The 16119-nt window shown below is 62.5% G+C and carries 15 protein-coding genes; 5 read left to right on the forward strand and 10 right to left on the reverse strand.

Going from position 1 to position 16119, the window contains the following annotated elements:
- The first annotated feature begins 28 nt into the window (after positions 1 to 28).
- Entirely contained in the window at positions 29 to 2251 is a 2223-nt protein-coding gene (locus G0P99_RS13480) for a response regulator (protein ID WP_164130638.1), read from the forward strand.
- 2 nt (positions 2252 to 2253) lie between these two features.
- Here the strand turns inward: G0P99_RS13480 and G0P99_RS13485 are convergent, their stop codons facing one another.
- The 9 genes from G0P99_RS13485 to G0P99_RS13525 form a co-directional block, all read right to left on the reverse strand.
- Positions 2254 to 2796: an isopentenyl-diphosphate delta-isomerase gene (locus G0P99_RS13485; RefSeq protein WP_164130640.1), complete on the reverse strand. Its 543-nt coding sequence runs from the start codon at positions 2794 to 2796 to the stop codon at positions 2254 to 2256.
- Between the two features lie 223 nt (positions 2797 to 3019).
- Positions 3020 to 3433 carry a cytochrome c family protein gene (locus tag G0P99_RS13490; RefSeq protein ID WP_164130642.1) on the reverse strand — a complete coding sequence of 138 codons (414 nt, stop codon included), beginning with the start codon at positions 3431 to 3433 and terminating at the stop codon, positions 3020 to 3022.
- A gap of 111 nt (positions 3434 to 3544) precedes the next feature.
- Positions 3545 to 4561: a P1 family peptidase gene (locus G0P99_RS13495; protein WP_164130644.1), complete on the reverse strand. Its 1017-nt coding sequence runs from the start codon at positions 4559 to 4561 to the stop codon at positions 3545 to 3547.
- A gap of 24 nt (positions 4562 to 4585) precedes the next feature.
- Entirely contained in the window at positions 4586 to 5332 is a 747-nt protein-coding gene (locus G0P99_RS13500; protein WP_164130646.1) for an SDR family oxidoreductase, read from the reverse strand.
- Positions 5333 to 5388: 56 nt separating this feature from the next.
- Positions 5389 to 5808, reverse strand: coding sequence for an alternative ribosome rescue aminoacyl-tRNA hydrolase ArfB (arfB, locus tag G0P99_RS13505; protein ID WP_164130648.1), 420 nt, complete (start codon positions 5806 to 5808; stop codon positions 5389 to 5391).
- Between the two features lie 257 nt (positions 5809 to 6065).
- Positions 6066 to 6716, reverse strand: a complete 651-nt coding sequence (locus G0P99_RS13510; protein ID WP_164130650.1) for a queuosine precursor transporter — start codon at positions 6714 to 6716, stop codon at positions 6066 to 6068.
- Positions 6717 to 6807: 91 nt separating this feature from the next.
- Positions 6808 to 7695 carry an esterase-like activity of phytase family protein gene (locus G0P99_RS13515; protein WP_164130652.1) on the reverse strand — a complete coding sequence of 296 codons (888 nt, stop codon included), beginning with the start codon at positions 7693 to 7695 and terminating at the stop codon, positions 6808 to 6810.
- A complete protein-coding gene (mepA, locus tag G0P99_RS13520) occupies positions 7668 to 8519 on the reverse strand; it encodes a penicillin-insensitive murein endopeptidase (RefSeq protein WP_203583112.1) in 852 nt (283 codons plus the stop codon). The genes G0P99_RS13515 and mepA overlap by 28 nt, the downstream gene beginning before the upstream one ends.
- 29 nt (positions 8520 to 8548) lie before the next feature.
- Complete coding sequence (locus G0P99_RS13525; protein WP_164130654.1) at positions 8549 to 9913, reverse strand: MFS transporter; 1365 nt, start codon at positions 9911 to 9913, stop codon at positions 8549 to 8551.
- A 128-nt stretch (positions 9914 to 10041) separates the two neighbouring features.
- Here G0P99_RS13525 and G0P99_RS13530 point away from each other — a divergent pair, with 128 nt between their 5' ends.
- The 4 genes from G0P99_RS13530 to G0P99_RS13545 all read left to right on the forward strand — a co-directional run bounded on the left by G0P99_RS13530 (position 10042) and on the right by G0P99_RS13545 (position 14641).
- A complete protein-coding gene (locus G0P99_RS13530; protein ID WP_011045893.1) occupies positions 10042 to 10329 on the forward strand; it encodes a YggT family protein in 288 nt (95 codons plus the stop codon).
- 147 nt (positions 10330 to 10476) lie between these two features.
- A complete protein-coding gene (recQ, locus tag G0P99_RS13535; RefSeq protein ID WP_164130656.1) occupies positions 10477 to 12516 on the forward strand; it encodes a DNA helicase RecQ in 2040 nt (679 codons plus the stop codon).
- Between the two features lie 33 nt (positions 12517 to 12549).
- Entirely contained in the window at positions 12550 to 13320 is a 771-nt protein-coding gene (yaaA, locus tag G0P99_RS13540) for a peroxide stress protein YaaA (protein ID WP_164130658.1), read from the forward strand.
- Between the two features lie 61 nt (positions 13321 to 13381).
- Positions 13382 to 14641 (forward strand): flavin-dependent oxidoreductase, encoded by a 1260-nt coding sequence (locus G0P99_RS13545; protein ID WP_164130660.1) that lies wholly within the window; start codon positions 13382 to 13384, stop codon positions 14639 to 14641.
- On the opposite strand, the gene glpK is transcribed toward G0P99_RS13545, so the two are convergent.
- A complete protein-coding gene (gene glpK, locus G0P99_RS13550; RefSeq protein ID WP_164130662.1) occupies positions 14638 to 16116 on the reverse strand; it encodes a glycerol kinase GlpK in 1479 nt (492 codons plus the stop codon). The genes G0P99_RS13545 and glpK overlap by 4 nt on opposite strands.
- Positions 16117 to 16119: the final 3 nt, after the last annotated feature.

The following is a 16119-nucleotide window of genomic DNA, read 5'->3' on the forward strand; positions in this document are numbered from 1 at the left end:
ACCCGGGTTGTGTTGAGGATTGTCACGAATGAGCCTGGTCAACAAGCTTGCCGAGGAGCGTCGCGCGCGCCTGGCGGCCGAAAGATTGTTGGAATTGAAACAGGCCGAATTGTCGGCCGCCAATCGCAAATTGGGTAGGCACGCCTTGGCCCTGACAAGACAGATCGGTGAAAAGCAGGCCGAAGTGGCCACCGTCCGCGACGAAAACGAAAAGGTCAAATCGGATTTGACCGTGGCCAATGCCAAGATCGAGGTGGCCGAGCGGCGATTGTGGCATTCGATTCAAACCATCGAGGATGGCTTTGCCTTTTTCGATGCGGAAAGCCGGCTGATCGGTGCGAACACGGCCTATCTGAGCGTGTTCGACGGGTTGGATGAGGTGGCACCGGGCATCACGTACAAGCGCATTCTGCAACTGATGGCCGAGGAAGGGATCATCGATCCCGGCGCGTTGTCGTGCCGGGATTGGCAAGGCATGATGCATGATCGGTGGAGTTCACCGTCTCCGGAACCGATCGTTTTGCGGCTATGGAACGACCAGTATGTCAAGATGGTGGACCAGCGCGGGCTGGGCGGCGATGTGGTCAGCCTGGCGCTGAACATTACATCGACGGTCCGGTACGAGGCCGAGTTGCGCGCCGCTCGGGAAAAGGCCGAAGCGGCAAACCGGGCCAAATCCGCCTTTCTGGCCAATATGAGCCACGAGATTCGGACCCCGATGAACGGAGTTGTCGGTATGGCCGAGCTCTTGTGCGACACGGTTCTGGACGAAGAGCAGAAACTTTATGCCAACACGATCAAAAGCTCGGGTGAAGCACTGTTGGTGATCATCAATGACGTTCTCGATTACTCCAAGATCGAAGCGGACAAGATGACGCTCCATCCCGAGCCCTTTGATCTGGAGCGCTGCATTCACGAAGTGACGATGCTGATGCAGCCCACCATCAGAAACAAGGCGCTGTCCTTGGTCATCGACTACGATCTTTTCCTGCCCACCCGCTTTGTCGGCGACCCGGGGCGGGTCCGCCAGGTTCTGACAAATCTGATCGGCAACGCGATCAAGTTCACGTCCGAAGGGCATGTGGTTATCCGCGTCACCGGAGTGCCGGATCCGGTCGTGGGAAGATGCGCCATCCATGTTGCGATCGAAGACACCGGGATTGGCATTCCGAAATCGAAACTTGGCCACATATTTGGCGAATTCAATCAGGTCGAGAATGACCGCAACAGGCAGTTCGATGGCACCGGGCTGGGGCTGGCCATATCTCGCAGGTTGATTCAGATAATGGGGGGAACGGTCTGGGTCGAAAGTGAAGAGGGGCGCGGATCGTGTTTTGGATTCCGGGTCACCTTGCCGATGAGTGACGAGCAGCAACCCGTGCTGCCGAGTTTTCCCAAGCAGTTGCGTCACGTTCTTGTCGTCGATCATCTGGCCGTAAACAGAGAGATACTGAGCCGGCAGCTTTCGCAGTTGTCCCTGAGTGTCATTTGCTGCGCATCGGCGGCAGAGGCGTTGCAGAAGATGGACGACCAGGTCGATCTGGTGCTCAGCGATTTTGACATGCCAGCAATGGATGGTCTGCAACTGGCGCAGGAGCTCAGGAACCGTGGATGGACGGAGATACCGGTGCTCTTGCTCTCCTCGAACCCGGCGTCGGTCCAGAACCATCCAGGCTGGGGCCACGTTCAGGGAATATTGCAAAAACCGCTTCCAAGGGCGGAACTGTTCGCGCGCCTGTCGAACCTTGTAGGTGGTCAGTCGACACAGGCGACATCGTCGCTGCTGGAACAGGAAAGCAGGGAAAGCGATTTACCTGACCACGGTCCTGTGCCCGGTGTTCAACGAAAGATGAGGATCCTGGCGGCAGAAGACAACCGGACAAACCAGTTGGTTTTCTCCAAGATGCTGAAATCGCTAGACATTGATCTTCGCTTTGCCAGCAACGGGTTGGAGGCGCTGGAGGTCTGGCGAGAGTTCCGCCCGGATCTGATCTTCATGGATATCTCGATGCCCAAGATGGACGGCAAGCAGGCCACCATCGAAATCCGCCGGGAGGAAACCGGAACCGGCCGGCACGTTCCAATCGTCGCGCTGACCGCGCATGCCATGTCTGGCGATTCAGATGGCATTCTGGCGGCGGGTCTGGATCACTATTTGACGAAACCCTTGCGCAAGGATCTGATTCACGCCCGCATCCTGGAATCGCAGCCAAGCGACACTTTGCCAATCCGTCCTGGAAATGCGACCTGACCCTAGGCCTTGGCCGAGATAATCAGGTCCGGGCCGAAAATTGTATCCGCGTGATGATGCAGGTAGATCTTCAGCCACGGCGTGAACTTTTCGGGGTACCGTTTCACCTCGGCCAGCAGATCGTGATACCCGATCCAGCGGATTTCCATCACTTCGTCCGGGTTCGGGTTGAGATCCAGCGGTCCCCTGACATGTGCCAGAAAGACATCGACGACCTCGTTCTCGACCATGTTGTGGCCGACATCCGCGTGATACTCCAGCCGATGGCGATACTCGGGGTACAACCCCGTTATCCCCAGCTCTTCCCGCAGGCGCCGCACTGCACAGGCGGATGCGCTTTCATCCCAATCGGGGTGCGTGCAACAGGTGTTCGCCCAAAGCCCGGGTGTATGGTACTTGCCCAGGGCGCGGCGCTGAATCAGGATATCCATGCCGCGCACGGCAAAAACGGATACTGCCTTGTGCTTCAAACCCTTTTCATGCGCTTCCAGCTTGTCCACCGGGACAAGCGCGCCATCGACCCAGGCCGGAATCAGGATACCCATACCATCCCCATGTCGACAACTCCTGCATGCATGATACCCGTCTGTTTCAGCGCGGGGGCCGATCCGGCCGAGAAAGGGTGTGTTTCGCGGCAACTGAAGCGATGTGGGCATCCCTTCGATTTACCGCCCTGCCAGAGTGAAAGTGTTCTGGCCCATATTCAATCGTATAAAAGGCCGCAGTCGGATACTGCGGCCTTGATCGTATAAAAGCGTGAGATGCGCTTTACTCGGCTGCCACGCTCTGAAGATAGGCAAACACGTCTTCGTTGTCCTTCTTCAGCTTGAACGTCATCTTCGATTTTGCAGCGGTGTCGTCCAGATAGGTCTTCAGGAAACCGGCGGGATCCATAGTGAAGGCGACGAAGGTTTCTTCGTCCCAGACCAGGCCCTTCTCACCGGCGGCCTTGAGGCTGTCACCATAGTTGAAACCTTCGGAACTACCTGCGGCGCGGCCGATGACGCCATACAGGTTCGGCCCGGTCTTGCCGCCTTTGACGATGGTCTCGCCGTCCGGCTTCTCGATCATGTGGCAGGACTTGCATTTGTTGAACCCTTTTTCGCCTTTCTCTGCGTCGCCGGATGCCAGGGCAGGCACGGCAAGGACACAGGCGACAACGGTGGCAACGATGCGGTTCATGATGTGATCTCCATGGGATTTCGGTTGCGCCAAAAGAGACGTTAGTCTTGCCGCGAGTCAACTGTCCGAATGTCTTATTCAGGCACTGTGTCGCACCTGATCACGGGCCTTTTACCTGGTTCGCCCCGAATGCCAGCACGGTAACAGATCTCCGGCTGCGGGACGTGCCAGATAGACGGCGCGAGCAATCGCCCGCGACAGGCACACCGCCGCCGCGTGCCCTATAAGGGTAAGATCGCGCTCGGGGGCATTCATCTGGCGGTCGCCGGTCGAAAGCGAGAAGACCAGATCGCCGTCACCGGGGGAATGGGCGGGGACGGTGGCCCGTGCGATGCCGTCATGCGCCGCGATAGCCATGCGCTGGCACTGCGCCTTGCTCAGGTCGGCGTCGGTTGCGACGATGGCAATCGTGGTGTTGGCGCGCTCTTCGGTGCGGCTGCGCATGGCCTTAACCTTGCGGCTTTCCAATTGGCGGCCGAGGCCGCCGTTTGTGTCGGGGCCAAGCCCGCCATATTCACCGTCTATCTCGAACGGGGCTGCCCAGAAATGCCGATCGCCGGGCGTCGTGACGCTGCCCATCGGGTTGGCCGCGACCAGCGCCCCCACCGTTGTGCCATCCGGCAAGACCAGAGAGGCGGAGCCGAGGCCCCCCTTCAGCATCGCGGTCAGCGCCCCGGTTCCGGCCCCAGCGGTGCCCAGCGAGAAATCTTCGCCAGCGGCGTGGTATGCGGCCCGCCCAAGGGCACGATAAGGGTTTTCTGCCCAGTCTTTCCGCCCGCCATTCAGCAAGTCAAAGATGATGGCCCCCGGCACGATCGGGATGACCGCATCACTGACGCGGAAACCGCGCCCTTCGGCCCGCAAGGCATCCGAGACGCCCGAACAGGCATCCAGACCATAGGCGGAACCGCCCGACAGAACCAATGCATCCACGCGCGCCACCGATTTGTCCGGAGCGAGCAGATCGGTCTCGCGCGTCCCCGGTGCGCCGCCCATCACATGGACCGAGGCCATGAAAGGCCGGTCCGCCGTCAGGACAGTCGCGCCGGATTTCAGGGCTTCGTCCTCGGCGTTGCCGACCTTGAGGCCGGGCACGTCGGTGATCAGGTTGCGAGCGCCTGGAATCATGGTTTGCAAATCCTTTCCAAAGACTCAGATGCAGCGGCCGCCGTCGACTTCCATGGCGACGCCGGTGATCATGCTGGCCTCGTCCGAGCAAAGGAAACAGGCAGCGTTGCCCATGTCCTGCGGCGTTGAAAACCGCCCGAGCGGGATGGTCGAGAGAAACTTGGCGCGCATTTCCGGAGTGTCCTCGCCCATGAAGGATTTGAGCAGGGGCGTTTCGCCAGCAACCGGATTCAGCGCGTTGACGCGCACGCCTGACGGAGCAAGCTCGACCGCCATCGTTCTCGTCGCGGTGATCATCCAGCCCTTTGAGGCATTGTACCAGTTCAGCCTGGGGCGCGGTGAAACACCGGCGGTGGAGGCAACGTTCAGGATCGCGCCCTTGCCGCGCTCCTTCATATGCGGAACAAGCGCGCGGGCTGTCAGAAATACCGACTTCATGTTGACCCGGAAAACCTGATCGAAATCCGCCTCGCTGACATCTTCCATAGGCGACGGCAGGTGTGTGACGCCTGCGTTGTTGACCAGAATGTCCACATGGCCGAAGCGCCGGAAAGCCGCCGCCGCCATCGCATCGACCGAGTTGCCATCGGACACGTCGACCTGGTGGGCAAAGGCGTCGCCATCCATTTCGGCCGCCGTTTTTTGCGCTTGATCCATGTTGATGTCGGCCACCATCACCTGGGCGCCTTCAGATACGAATTTTGCCACGATTCCGGCACCAAAGCCCTGCGCGCCGCCGGTGACGATAGCGGTCTTTCCGTTCAGTCTCATATGCTTGCTCCCTCTCCGCTGGCGCTACCCTAGCACCGGATCAAGGCGATGCCAGCCTATTCGTCAGCCACCTTGCCGCGAAGAGACTTGACCTCGCCCCGGGCCTTCTTGGCGTCGAGACGCCGTCGGACCGAGCCTTTGGTGGGTTTCGTGGCCACGCGGCGTTTTGGGGCCACCAGGGCGCGCGCGATCAGTTCGACAAGCCGGGCGCGGATGATTTCGCGGTTGCGGGCCTGGCTGCGGGTTTCGTCGCATTGCAGAACAATCGCGCCTTCGGTTGTCCAGCGGCGTCCTGCGATCCGTTTCAGGCGCGCCTTGACCGGATCCGACAGCGCGGGCGACCGGGCGGCCTCGAACCGAAGCTCGACGGCTGATGAAACCTTATTGACATTCTGTCCGCCCGGCCCCGAGGCGCGCATGAAGCTCTCACTCAGTTCCCAGTCATTGATGGCGATTTCGTCGGTAACATACAACATGGCACGACAATACCCGGGCGGCGGCGCATGAAAAAGGCCGCCCGTGGGGCGACCTTTCGAAAGTTCAGGAAGCTGTGCCAGTGGGCCAACAAGCTCGACCGGGGCGGATCACCGCCAAGGACTGCCTTGACCGGCGCCTGCCCTAGGTTCCGACACCTCTCTCCAATCCCTTTCTCGACACTGGACCACCTCCTTTGCTTTGCTGTTGAACTTATCTTCAGCGTGCCACAGGAAGCGATTTGCGCCAAACGTTTTTTTCAGGCAGCGCCACGGGTTGGCAAAAGATGCTGAACGATCAGGCGGAATGGCAACAGTGCGATCATCGCCAGCGACAGCTTGACCAGCCAGTCGGCAAAGGCGAGCGTCACCCATAACGGCGCGGGGGCGCCGCGATTCATGAAGGGGACCGCTTCCCAGGCCCAATTGATCGCGGCATCGGCATCCGGGCCGAAAACCGCGATGCTGGCCGAAAACGCGATTGTAAAGAACAGCGCTGTATCCAGCGCGGAGCCGACCAGGGTCGAGACCAGCGGTGCGCGCCACCAGCCGCCGCCGCGCAGCCGATTGAACACTGCGACATCGGTCAGCTGCGCGATCAGGAACGCGGTGCCCGAGGCCACGGCGATGCGCAGCGGCACGGCGGCATAGGTGTATCCGTCGCCCTGCAACACGATCTGGCTACCGACCAGCGAACAGACAACGCCGGTGACGAACCCCGCGAACACCACGCGTCGTGCCGCCTCGGCCCCATAGACCCGGTTCATCACATCGGTGACCAGAAACGCAAAGGGATAGGTAAACGCGCCCCAGGTCAGCAGGCCATCAAGGATCAGGAACTGGACGAGGATGTTCGAGGCCACAACGATAGTGGCCATGGCAAGAATGCCGGGAAGGTGTTTGCGGGTCATGTGTCAGGATCCGTTTTGGCAAGGGTGCGGCGACTTGGCCCGCTGAGTAGGGCGAGCAAGCGCGGCCTTTAGCCTGCGTGGGCGGTTCGAGTCAATCCGGCAGCCGATATTCGACGATCTCTGTGCGTTGCAGGAACAGGAAGTTGTCGTCCGAGATCATGGTGGCGCGCAGCTTTCCCTGCGCGTCGCGCCAGACCGACAGACCTTCGAGATTGTCATGGCGGCCCGTGCCGCTCTGAAACAGGGTTTCCTCGTTGCTGGCGCCCTGTTCCGTCACCGTCCAGCGCCGCAGGCGCGAGCGAAAGCCAAGCGTTCCGGCTTTCCGCTCCAGAACGTAAAGGAGGCCGTCCGGGCCAAAGTCGGCGGCGACGGGCAGGAAACCTCCGATCTGATCGAGGTGGAATACCGTGTCCCAGACCCGACCGTCCCAACGATAGACCGGGATCGTGCCATCGGCGGCCCGGCTGCTTTCGGGCATGGTGTAAAGGCGCCCTTTGGGGTCCATGGCCAGTGCCTCGAACGCGCCGTTCCTGGCCATGTGATCAAAGGCTTTGGGGCGAGACAGCACCTCGGCCGGCCCGCCAATTCGGCGGTACCGGGCGACGCGTGCGATACCCTCGAAGGATATATAGAGGGAGCCATCGGGCGCGACGACCAGCCCCTCGCTGTCCCCGGCCCGACCGTTGAGCACCTTGTTCCGGCTCGATCTGACTTTGTGAACCTGGCCCGGCGTTACGCCCGAAATCCGCTCTCCATCCCGACTGATCCGGGCTGTCAGGATCTTGGCGCGGTCCGACAAGACCGTCATCGACAGACCATCGTCACCGACTTCGATTGCCGAGAAACCACCAAACCAGGGATCGGTTCTGTTCCAGGTAAAACTGTCCAGATGCTCGGCCTTGCCCCGGTTGATCGCCCGGGCAGGCAGCAGGGACAGCAATAGGGCGGCGCCTATTGCGACCGCAAGACCGAGGCGCATTGCTTGGGCAGATCGGACAGAACGTATTCGCGGCGTTTCTTGGGCGGCGGGGCGTTTGGATCCCTTGGTTTGGGTGGTGGCGGGTTCAGAATGTTGTTCACCCATTCCTGTGCTTCAGCACAGCCGTCACCTTTGGGGGGCGCGTCCTGATCGGCACAGCCGGACGACCCTTTGGGACAATTCAGCCGGACATGGAAATGATAGTGATGCCCCCACCAGGGCCGGATCTTGCGCAGATAGGCGCGGTTTCCTTTTTCGTTGTTGCACATCCAGACCTTGGCGCCCGGAAAGACAAAGATCCGCGCCACCCGCTTGTCGCGGGCGGCTTCGCGGATGATGGCGTGATGCTGCGCGGTCCAGTTCGAATTTACATAGGCGCCCTCGGCCCGGCGCAGCGAGACCGAAGAGATCTTTTCGCGATGCGAGCCGGAAAGGCGTAGATTGTTGGCCGGCAGCATCCAGATGTCGATATCCAGCCCCAGTTGGTGGCTGCGATGCCCGGTCAGCATCGGGCCACCGCGCGGCTGGCTGATATCCCCGATATAGAGCCCGCTCCAGCCTCGCTGACCAGCGGCAAAGCCACTGAGGTCCTTGATGAAGTCAATCGTTTCGGGGTGACCCCAGTTGCGATTGCGGCTGAGCCGCATCGCCTGCCAGGTTGGTCCGGTCTCTGGCAACTGCTCCAAGCCGGCGGCGCAACCCTTGGCATAGCTGCCATAGACGGCGGGTTTTTGCCGAGAGGCGGTCTTTTGCGCCCCGAACAACTCCTTGGCCAAGGGTTCGGCCTGAGCCTGTGAAACACCTAGAATCGGGCTCAACGCCAGAAGAAAAACGGCAATGATTTGAAAAAACACTATTTCTGGTCCCCTTTAGGATTCACCCAAATCAACAGTATCAACCCCAGAATAAACAAGCCCACGACCGGTGAAACCCCCAAGCGGGCAGATCCGGTCGCCGCCGTGGCCGCCCCAATCAATGCGGGCGCCAAGAAGGCGGTGGCCCGACCCGACAGGCCGTAAAGACCGAAGCTTTCGGTCGGGGTTTCGGGATTGGTATGGCGCACCATCAGCGACCGACTGGCCGCCTGCACGATGCCGCCGAACCCGCCGATCAGGACACCGCAGAAGAAGAAGACGTAATCAGGCAGGCTCGACCCTTGGGCGAGAGGGATGCCAAAGATCTGGGTCCGATCCATCCCGACGATGGTGGCGCAAACCAGGATCAGCACCAGGATCGAGCCGACGATGACCGGTTTCGGCCCCAGCCTGCGATCCGCCAGCCCACCCAGCCAGCTGAACACCGCGGCCGAGATGGCCGCGATGATGCCAAAGACACCGATCATAGTGATCTCCCAGCCCAGCACCAACCGGGCATAGACCCCGCCGAAACCGTAGAGACCGTTGAGCGCGTCGCGATAGAACATGGAAGAGGCGAGATAGCTGGCCAGGCTGCCCCGGTGGCGCAGGTTCCTGACCGATTGCACGACCAGTGCGACCGCCTGACCGAAACTGCCGCGCCGGCCGCTGCCGGCGGGTTCGCGCACCCACAGGAAATAGGGGATCATGAAGATGACGAACCAGAGCGCGGTGAACGGACCAACGGCGCGTGTCCCCTCGCGGGTCGCCGGGTCGAGCCCCAGTATAGGATCGAGGCCGATCAGCGTCTTGCCATTGCCCTGCTCGACAAAGAGCAGCAGCATGATGAACAGGGCCACCACGCCGCCGAGATAGCCAAAGGCAAAGCCCGAGCCCGATATCTGGCCCACCTCCTCTTTGGTGCCGAGAGAGGGGAGCTGCGCATTGATGAAAATCAGCGCATATTCGGCGCCGATGAAACCGATGCCGAAACTGGCCATCATCCACCACAGGTTGCCACCGGTTGGATCCATGTACCAAAGGCCCCAGGCACCCACGACATACATTCCGCAGAACATGGTGATCCAGGTCATGCGGCGGCCCGAGATATCGGCCATCGCCCCCAGGAAAGGCGCGCCGAAACCGATGATCAGCCCCGTGATGGTCAGGCATTGCGACCATACCACCTGCGCCTGCGCCTTGGCGGCTTCGGTCTCCATGCCTTGGCCCATGAAGAAATCGGCCGCAACCGCAGCGAAGAACGGGCTGAAAACGAATGTGACCAGCAGCGTATGGTAAGGCTGGCTGGCCCAGTCAAAGAAGTACCAGCCCCAGATCCGCTTGCGCGCCGAAATCGTTGCCATTTCCATCCCCCTGCCTCTTTTCTTGGTTATGGCTGGCGCTCTGGCGGTTAGGCAAGTGTTTCCTTGGGACTTGCGTCTTTGGCTTGCTGCTCTTAGGTCTCATGTCGGTCGGCAAACAAGGGGGCCCCATGCAGTCGCTGTTTCAAATCCTGATGCTGATCCTGGACGTGATCTGGTTCTTTATCCTGGCGCATGTGATCATGAGCTGGTTGATCAATTTCCAGGTGCTGAACATGCGCCAGCAACTGGTCGCGCAAATCTGGTACGGGCTGAACCGGGTTCTGGAGCCGATCTATGGACCGATCCGGCGTATCCTGCCGCCGATGGGTGGGCTGGACCTGACGCCGCTGGTCGTGCTGTTGGCGATCATGGCGCTGCGGATCGTGCTGATCAACAACGCAGCCCTGTTTTACTGACTGGCAATAGGGGGCGCTGCCCCCACCCCCTGCGGCCGTTCCGCCGGAGTATTGTGGCCAGAAAGAAGCAGGGTTGTTTCCGGCTTTTGGCCCCGTGTATGCTGTCGGAAACGAGCTGACAGACAAGATAGAACGGGCCCCTTCCACATGTTCGACGCCGCGCCCCTGCTGCGAGATGTCTTTGGATTCGACGCGTTCCGTCCAGGGCAGGAAGAGATCGCCCGTGCCGTGGCCGAGGGCGAGAACGTGCTGGCGATCATGCCGACGGGGGGCGGCAAATCGCTTTGCTTCCAACTGCCGGCACTGATGCGTGAGGGGGTGACGGTGGTGATCTCGCCGCTGATCGCCCTGATGCGTGATCAGGTGCGCGGCCTGCAAGAGGCGGGTGTCGAGGCGGGCGCTTTGACCTCGGGCAATACGTCTGAGGAGACCGAGGCGGTCTGGCAGGCGCTGGAGGCGGGGCGGCTGAAGCTGCTTTACATGGCCCCCGAACGGCTCGCCTCGGGCGCGGCGATGGGGATGCTGCGGCGGATCGGGGTCAGCCTGATCGCGGTGGACGAGGCCCATTGCGTCAGCCAGTGGGGCCATGATTTCCGTCCCGACTACCTTCGCATCGGCGAGTTGCGCCGGGCGCTGGGCGTGCCGCTGGCCGCCTTTACCGCCACGGCGGATGCCGAGACCCAGGCCGAGATCGTTGCGAAACTGTTCGATGGCGAGGAACCGCGCAGTTTCCTGCGCGGGTTCGACCGGCCCAATATCCACCTGGCCTTTGCCGCCAAGGACAGCCCGCGCCGTCAGATCCTGGATTTCGCGGGCGCCCGGCGCGGCCAGTCGGGCATTGTCTATTGCGGCACCCGCGCCAAGACCGAGTCACTGGCGCAGGCCCTGCGCGCGGACGGCCACAGCGCCTGTCATTATCACGGCGGCATGGAGGCCGAGGATCGCCGCATCGTCGAGACCCGCTTTGCCCGCGAGGACGGGCTGATCGTTGTGGCGACAGTCGCCTTTGGTATGGGCATCGACAAGCCCGATATCCGCTGGGTCGCCCATGCCGATCTGCCGAAATCCATCGAGGCCTATTATCAGGAAATCGGCCGTGCGGGCCGAGATGGCGGGCCAGCCGAAACACTGACCCTGTTCGGCCCCGACGACATCCGCCTGCGCCGCAGCCAGATCGACGAGGGTCTGGCTCCGCCCGAGCGCCGCGCCGCCGATCATGCCCGGCTGAACGCGCTTCTGGGTCTGGCCGAGGCGCTGATCTGCCGCCGCCAGACCCTGCTGGCTTACTTTGGCGAGACCGAGGTCACTTGCGGTAAATGCGATCTGTGTGACAGCCCGGCTGAGCGCTTTGACGGTACCACCGCGGTGCGCATGGCCCTGTCGGCGATGCTGCGAACCGAGGAATGGTTCGGCGCCACCCATCTGATCGACATCCTGCTGGGCAACCAGACCGACAAGATCCGCGAACGCCGCCATGACCAGTTGCCCACCTATGGCGTTGGCACCGAATGGAACCGCGCCCAGTGGCAGGCGATCTTTCGCCAGATGATGGGCCGCGACCTGGTGCGTCCCGATCCCGAACGCCATGGCGCGTTGCGGATGACCGAGGCGGCGCTACCGATCCTGCGCGGCGAGACCGGGATCGAGCTGCGCAAGGATACGGTGCGCAAGGCGGCGCGGCGTCCGGCGGTCAAGGCCATGGTCAATGACGAGGACGCGCCGCTGCTGTCGGCCCTCAAGGCCAAGCGCCGCGCGCTGGCCGAGGCGGCACGGGTCCCGGCCTATGTGATCTTTCCCGACCGCACCCTGATCGAGATGGCCGAGAAGCGCCCCGCATCGCTGGACCAGATGGCTCGTATTGGCGGCATCGGCGCAAAAAAGTTGGAGCGCTATGGCGCCATGTTTCTGGAGGTGGTGAGCGGCGCGGCCGAGGCGCTACATCCTGCCCGCCGTAAACTGGCCGGGCGTGGGACCGGCAACATCTATGACCGGCTTCTGGCGGTACAGGCCGATCTGGCGCGCGGCCCTGACGGGATCGACAAGCCGCTCAGCTGTTCGGCGGCGCAACTGGCCAAGGTGGCACAGATGCGGCCCGACGACCGGCGCGGGCTGGAAACGCTGTTGGGTGATCGACGCTGGGAACGATTTGGTGAGGCCTTTCTGGACGTGCTCGGCCAGGCGTCCTAGATACGGTCGGAACCAAGGACGAGGGGGCAGGACATGCTGGTGGTGATCTCTCCGGCCAAGCGGCTGGATTGGGCGGAACGTGACATTGCGGCGACTGAACCCGCCTTTCAGGACGATGCGGTGCGGCTGGCCAAGACCGCGCGCAACCTGACGCTCGGCGATCTCAAGAAACTGATGGGGCTGAGCGACGATCTGGCCCGGCTCAACCGCGACCGGTTCCGCGAATTCGCCGATACGCCAAGCGCTGATGTGACCCGCCCTGCCGCGCTGGCCTTTGCCGGGGACACCTATCAGGGGCTCGAGGCGGCCTCGCTCGATCCCGAAGAGATGGAATGGGCGCAGCAGCATCTGCGCATCCTGTCGGGGCTTTACGGCCTGTTGCGCCCGCTGGATGCGATCCAGGCCTATCGGCTGGAAATGGGCAGCCGGTTGAAGACGCGGCGGGGCACATCACTCTATGACTATTGGGGTGACCAGCTGTCCAGAACGCTGAACGCGCAGGCCGATGAGATCGGCACCGACGTGTTGGTCAACTGCGCCAGCCAGGAATATTTCGGCGCCGTGGATCCCAAGGCGCTGAAACTGCGGGTGATCACGCCGGTGTTCATGGAGGACAAGGGCGGCGCGCCCAAGATCGTGAGTTTCTACGCCAAGAAGGCGCGTGGGGCGATGGCCCGCTATATCGTGCAACGCCGCCTGACCGATCCACAGGCGCTGAGCGAATTCGACAGCGGCGGATACCAGTATAGCGCGGAGCTGTCCGAACCCGACAAGCCGGTTTTCCTGCGCCCCTATCAGGGCTGATTTTCTCTCGACCTCTTGCGCGGCGCCGGGCAGTCTGTCGCCACGAGAGAGGGAGAAGTCCATGACCGTATTGATCGCCGGCGCCGGTATTGCGGGGCTCAGCCTGGGGCTGACACTACATCAGATCGGGGTGCCCTTCCGCATCTACGAGGCGACGGCGGTGCTGCGCCCGATGGGGGTGGGGATCAACCTGCAACCCAATGCGGTGCGCGAGCTGCTCGACATGGGGCTGGAAGCGGAGCTGGACCGGATCGGGGTGCGGACGCGCCAACTGGGGTTCTATTCGAAACTGGGCAAGACCATCTGGGAAGAACCGCGTGGCACCTGGGCGGGTTATGCCTGGCCGCAATATTCGGTGCATCGCGGCGCTTTGCAGATGATGTTGTATGACGCGCTGGTTGCACGCGCCGGGGCGGATTGCGTAGTGACGGGCGCCCGCGCGGCGGGGTTCGAAACCGGGTCCGAGGGTGCGGCTCTGATCCTGAGTGACGGACGCAGGGCTGAAGGGCGGTTGTTGATCGCCGCCGATGGTATCCATTCGGCGCTGAGGGCGCAGATGTACCCGGACGAGGGCGAGCCGATTTGGAACGGGCGCGTCTTGTGGCGTGCCACCACCCGGGCGCCCGCCTATTTAGGCGGCGGCGCCATGGCGATGATCGGGCATGACGATCTGCGTCTTGTATCCTATCCGATTTCGGACCCGGACAGCGACGGCATGGTCGAAATGAACTGGATCGCCGAGAAACGCTTTCCCCTCGATGCCACGTGGAAGAAAGAAGATTGGAACCGTGCCGCCGATATCGCAGACTTCCTGCCGGATTTCGCCGATTGGCAGTTCGACTGGATCGACGTTCCCGCGCTGATCCAAGGGGCCGAGGTGGTCTATGAATACCCGATGGTCGACCGCGACCCGCTGCCCCTTTGGACGGACGGGTCGGTGACCCTGATGGGTGATGCGGCGCATCCCACCTATCCGGTGGGGTCGAACGGGGCCAGCCAGGCGATTCTGGATGCGCGCATCATCGGTGCCCGTCTGCTGGAGCATGGGATTACGCCCAAGGCTCTGGCGGCATACGAGGCCGAGGTCCGCCCGGTGACCACCGCCGTTGGCCAGGCCAATCGTGCGGGAGGCGGCCCGGACGGGGTGCTGCAACGGGTCGAGGATCTGTGCGGTGGGGATTTCGACGATATCGATACGGTGATCCCCAGCGCCGAACTGGCCGCGCATGCGGCCAGGTACAAATCCATCGCCGGGTTCTCGATAGAAGAGCTGAATGCGCGCCCCCGGACCATCGCCGAAGGCGCACGGGTTTCAACCTAGACCATCATCGCCGCCGCCACCGCCGCTTTCCAGCGGCGATAGGCGGCCTCGCGGTTGCCCTCGGGCATCTTCGGCGTGAACCGCGCATCCAGCGCCCAGGTCTCGGCAAAGCCTGCCTGATCTGGATAGATTCCCGCCCGCATCCCCGCCAGCCAGGCCGCGCCCAGTGCCGTGGTTTCCTGCATCACCGGGCGGTCGACCGGAGCGCCCAGACGGTCGGCAAGGCCCTGCATCGCCCAGTCGGACGCACTCATGCCTCCATCGACTCGCAGAATCACATTCGCATCCGCGCCCCAGTCGCCCTGCATCGCCTCCCACAGGTCGCGGGTCTGATAGGCGACGCTTTCCAGCGCAGCCTTGCAGAACTCGGCCCGGCCGGAATTGCGCGTCAGCCCGAACATGGCACCCCGGCAATCGGGCTTCCAATAGGGCGCGCCAAGACCGGTGAAGGCGGGCACAAGAATGACGTTCTGCGCCGGGTCGGCTTGGGCGGCCAACTCGCCGCTCTGCGCCGCATTCTCGATGATCCCCAGGCCGTCGCGCAGCCATTGCACCGCCGCCCCGGCGATGAAAATCGACCCTTCCAGCGCATAGGTCCGCTGGCCGTCCAGCTGATAGGCGATGGTCGTCAGCAGCCGGTTTTGCGAGGCGACCGGCTGTGTCCCGGTATTGAGCAGCGCGAAACAGCCGGTGCCATAGGTGGATTTCATCATGCCGGGCTGGAAACAGGCCTGTCCGATGGTGGCTGCCTGTTGGTCGCCCGCAACGCCCAGGATCGGCACCTGCCCGCCAAACAGATCCGTCGTGCCGAAATCGGCGGCGCAGTCGCGCACCTCGGGCAGCATCGCCATCGGCACGTCGAGCAATTCGCAGATCTCCTTGCTCCATTCCCCCTGATGGATATCGAACATCAGCGTCCGCGCGGCGTTGGTGGCATCGGTCGCGTGCACCCGCCCACCGGTCAGCCGCCAAATCAGGAAAGAGTCGATGGTGCCGAACAACAGCTCTCCGGCCGCAGCCCGGTCCCGGGCGCCGGGGACAGTGTCGAGGATCCATTTCACCTTGGTGCCCGAGAAATAGGGGTCCAGCAGCAGACCGGTCTGGGCGGTAAAGTCATCCTCGCACCCCGCATGACGCAGCCGCTCGCAGATGGCGGCGGTGCGCCGGTCCTGCCAGACGATGGCGCGATGCACGGGCGCGCCGCTGGCCTTGTCCCAGACCACGGTGGTTTCGCGCTGGTTGGTGATGCCAATTCCGGCGATCTGTTCCGGCCCGATCCCTTTGCCTGTTATCACCTCTCGGCAGACCGCGACCGTGGTCTGCCAAATCTCCTCGGCATCGTGTTCGACCCAGCCCGCCTCGGGGAAATGCTGGGTGAATTCACGCTGCGCGGTCGCCACCCTCCGCATGTCGCCATCGAACAGGATCGCCCGGCTCGAGGTGGTGCCCTGGTCGATCGCCAGAATAAAGGTCATTGT

Source organism: Ruegeria sp. PrR005, from assembly GCF_010500245.1.
GTDB classification, from domain to species: domain Bacteria; phylum Pseudomonadota; class Alphaproteobacteria; order Rhodobacterales; family Rhodobacteraceae; genus Ruegeria_B; species Ruegeria_B marisflavi.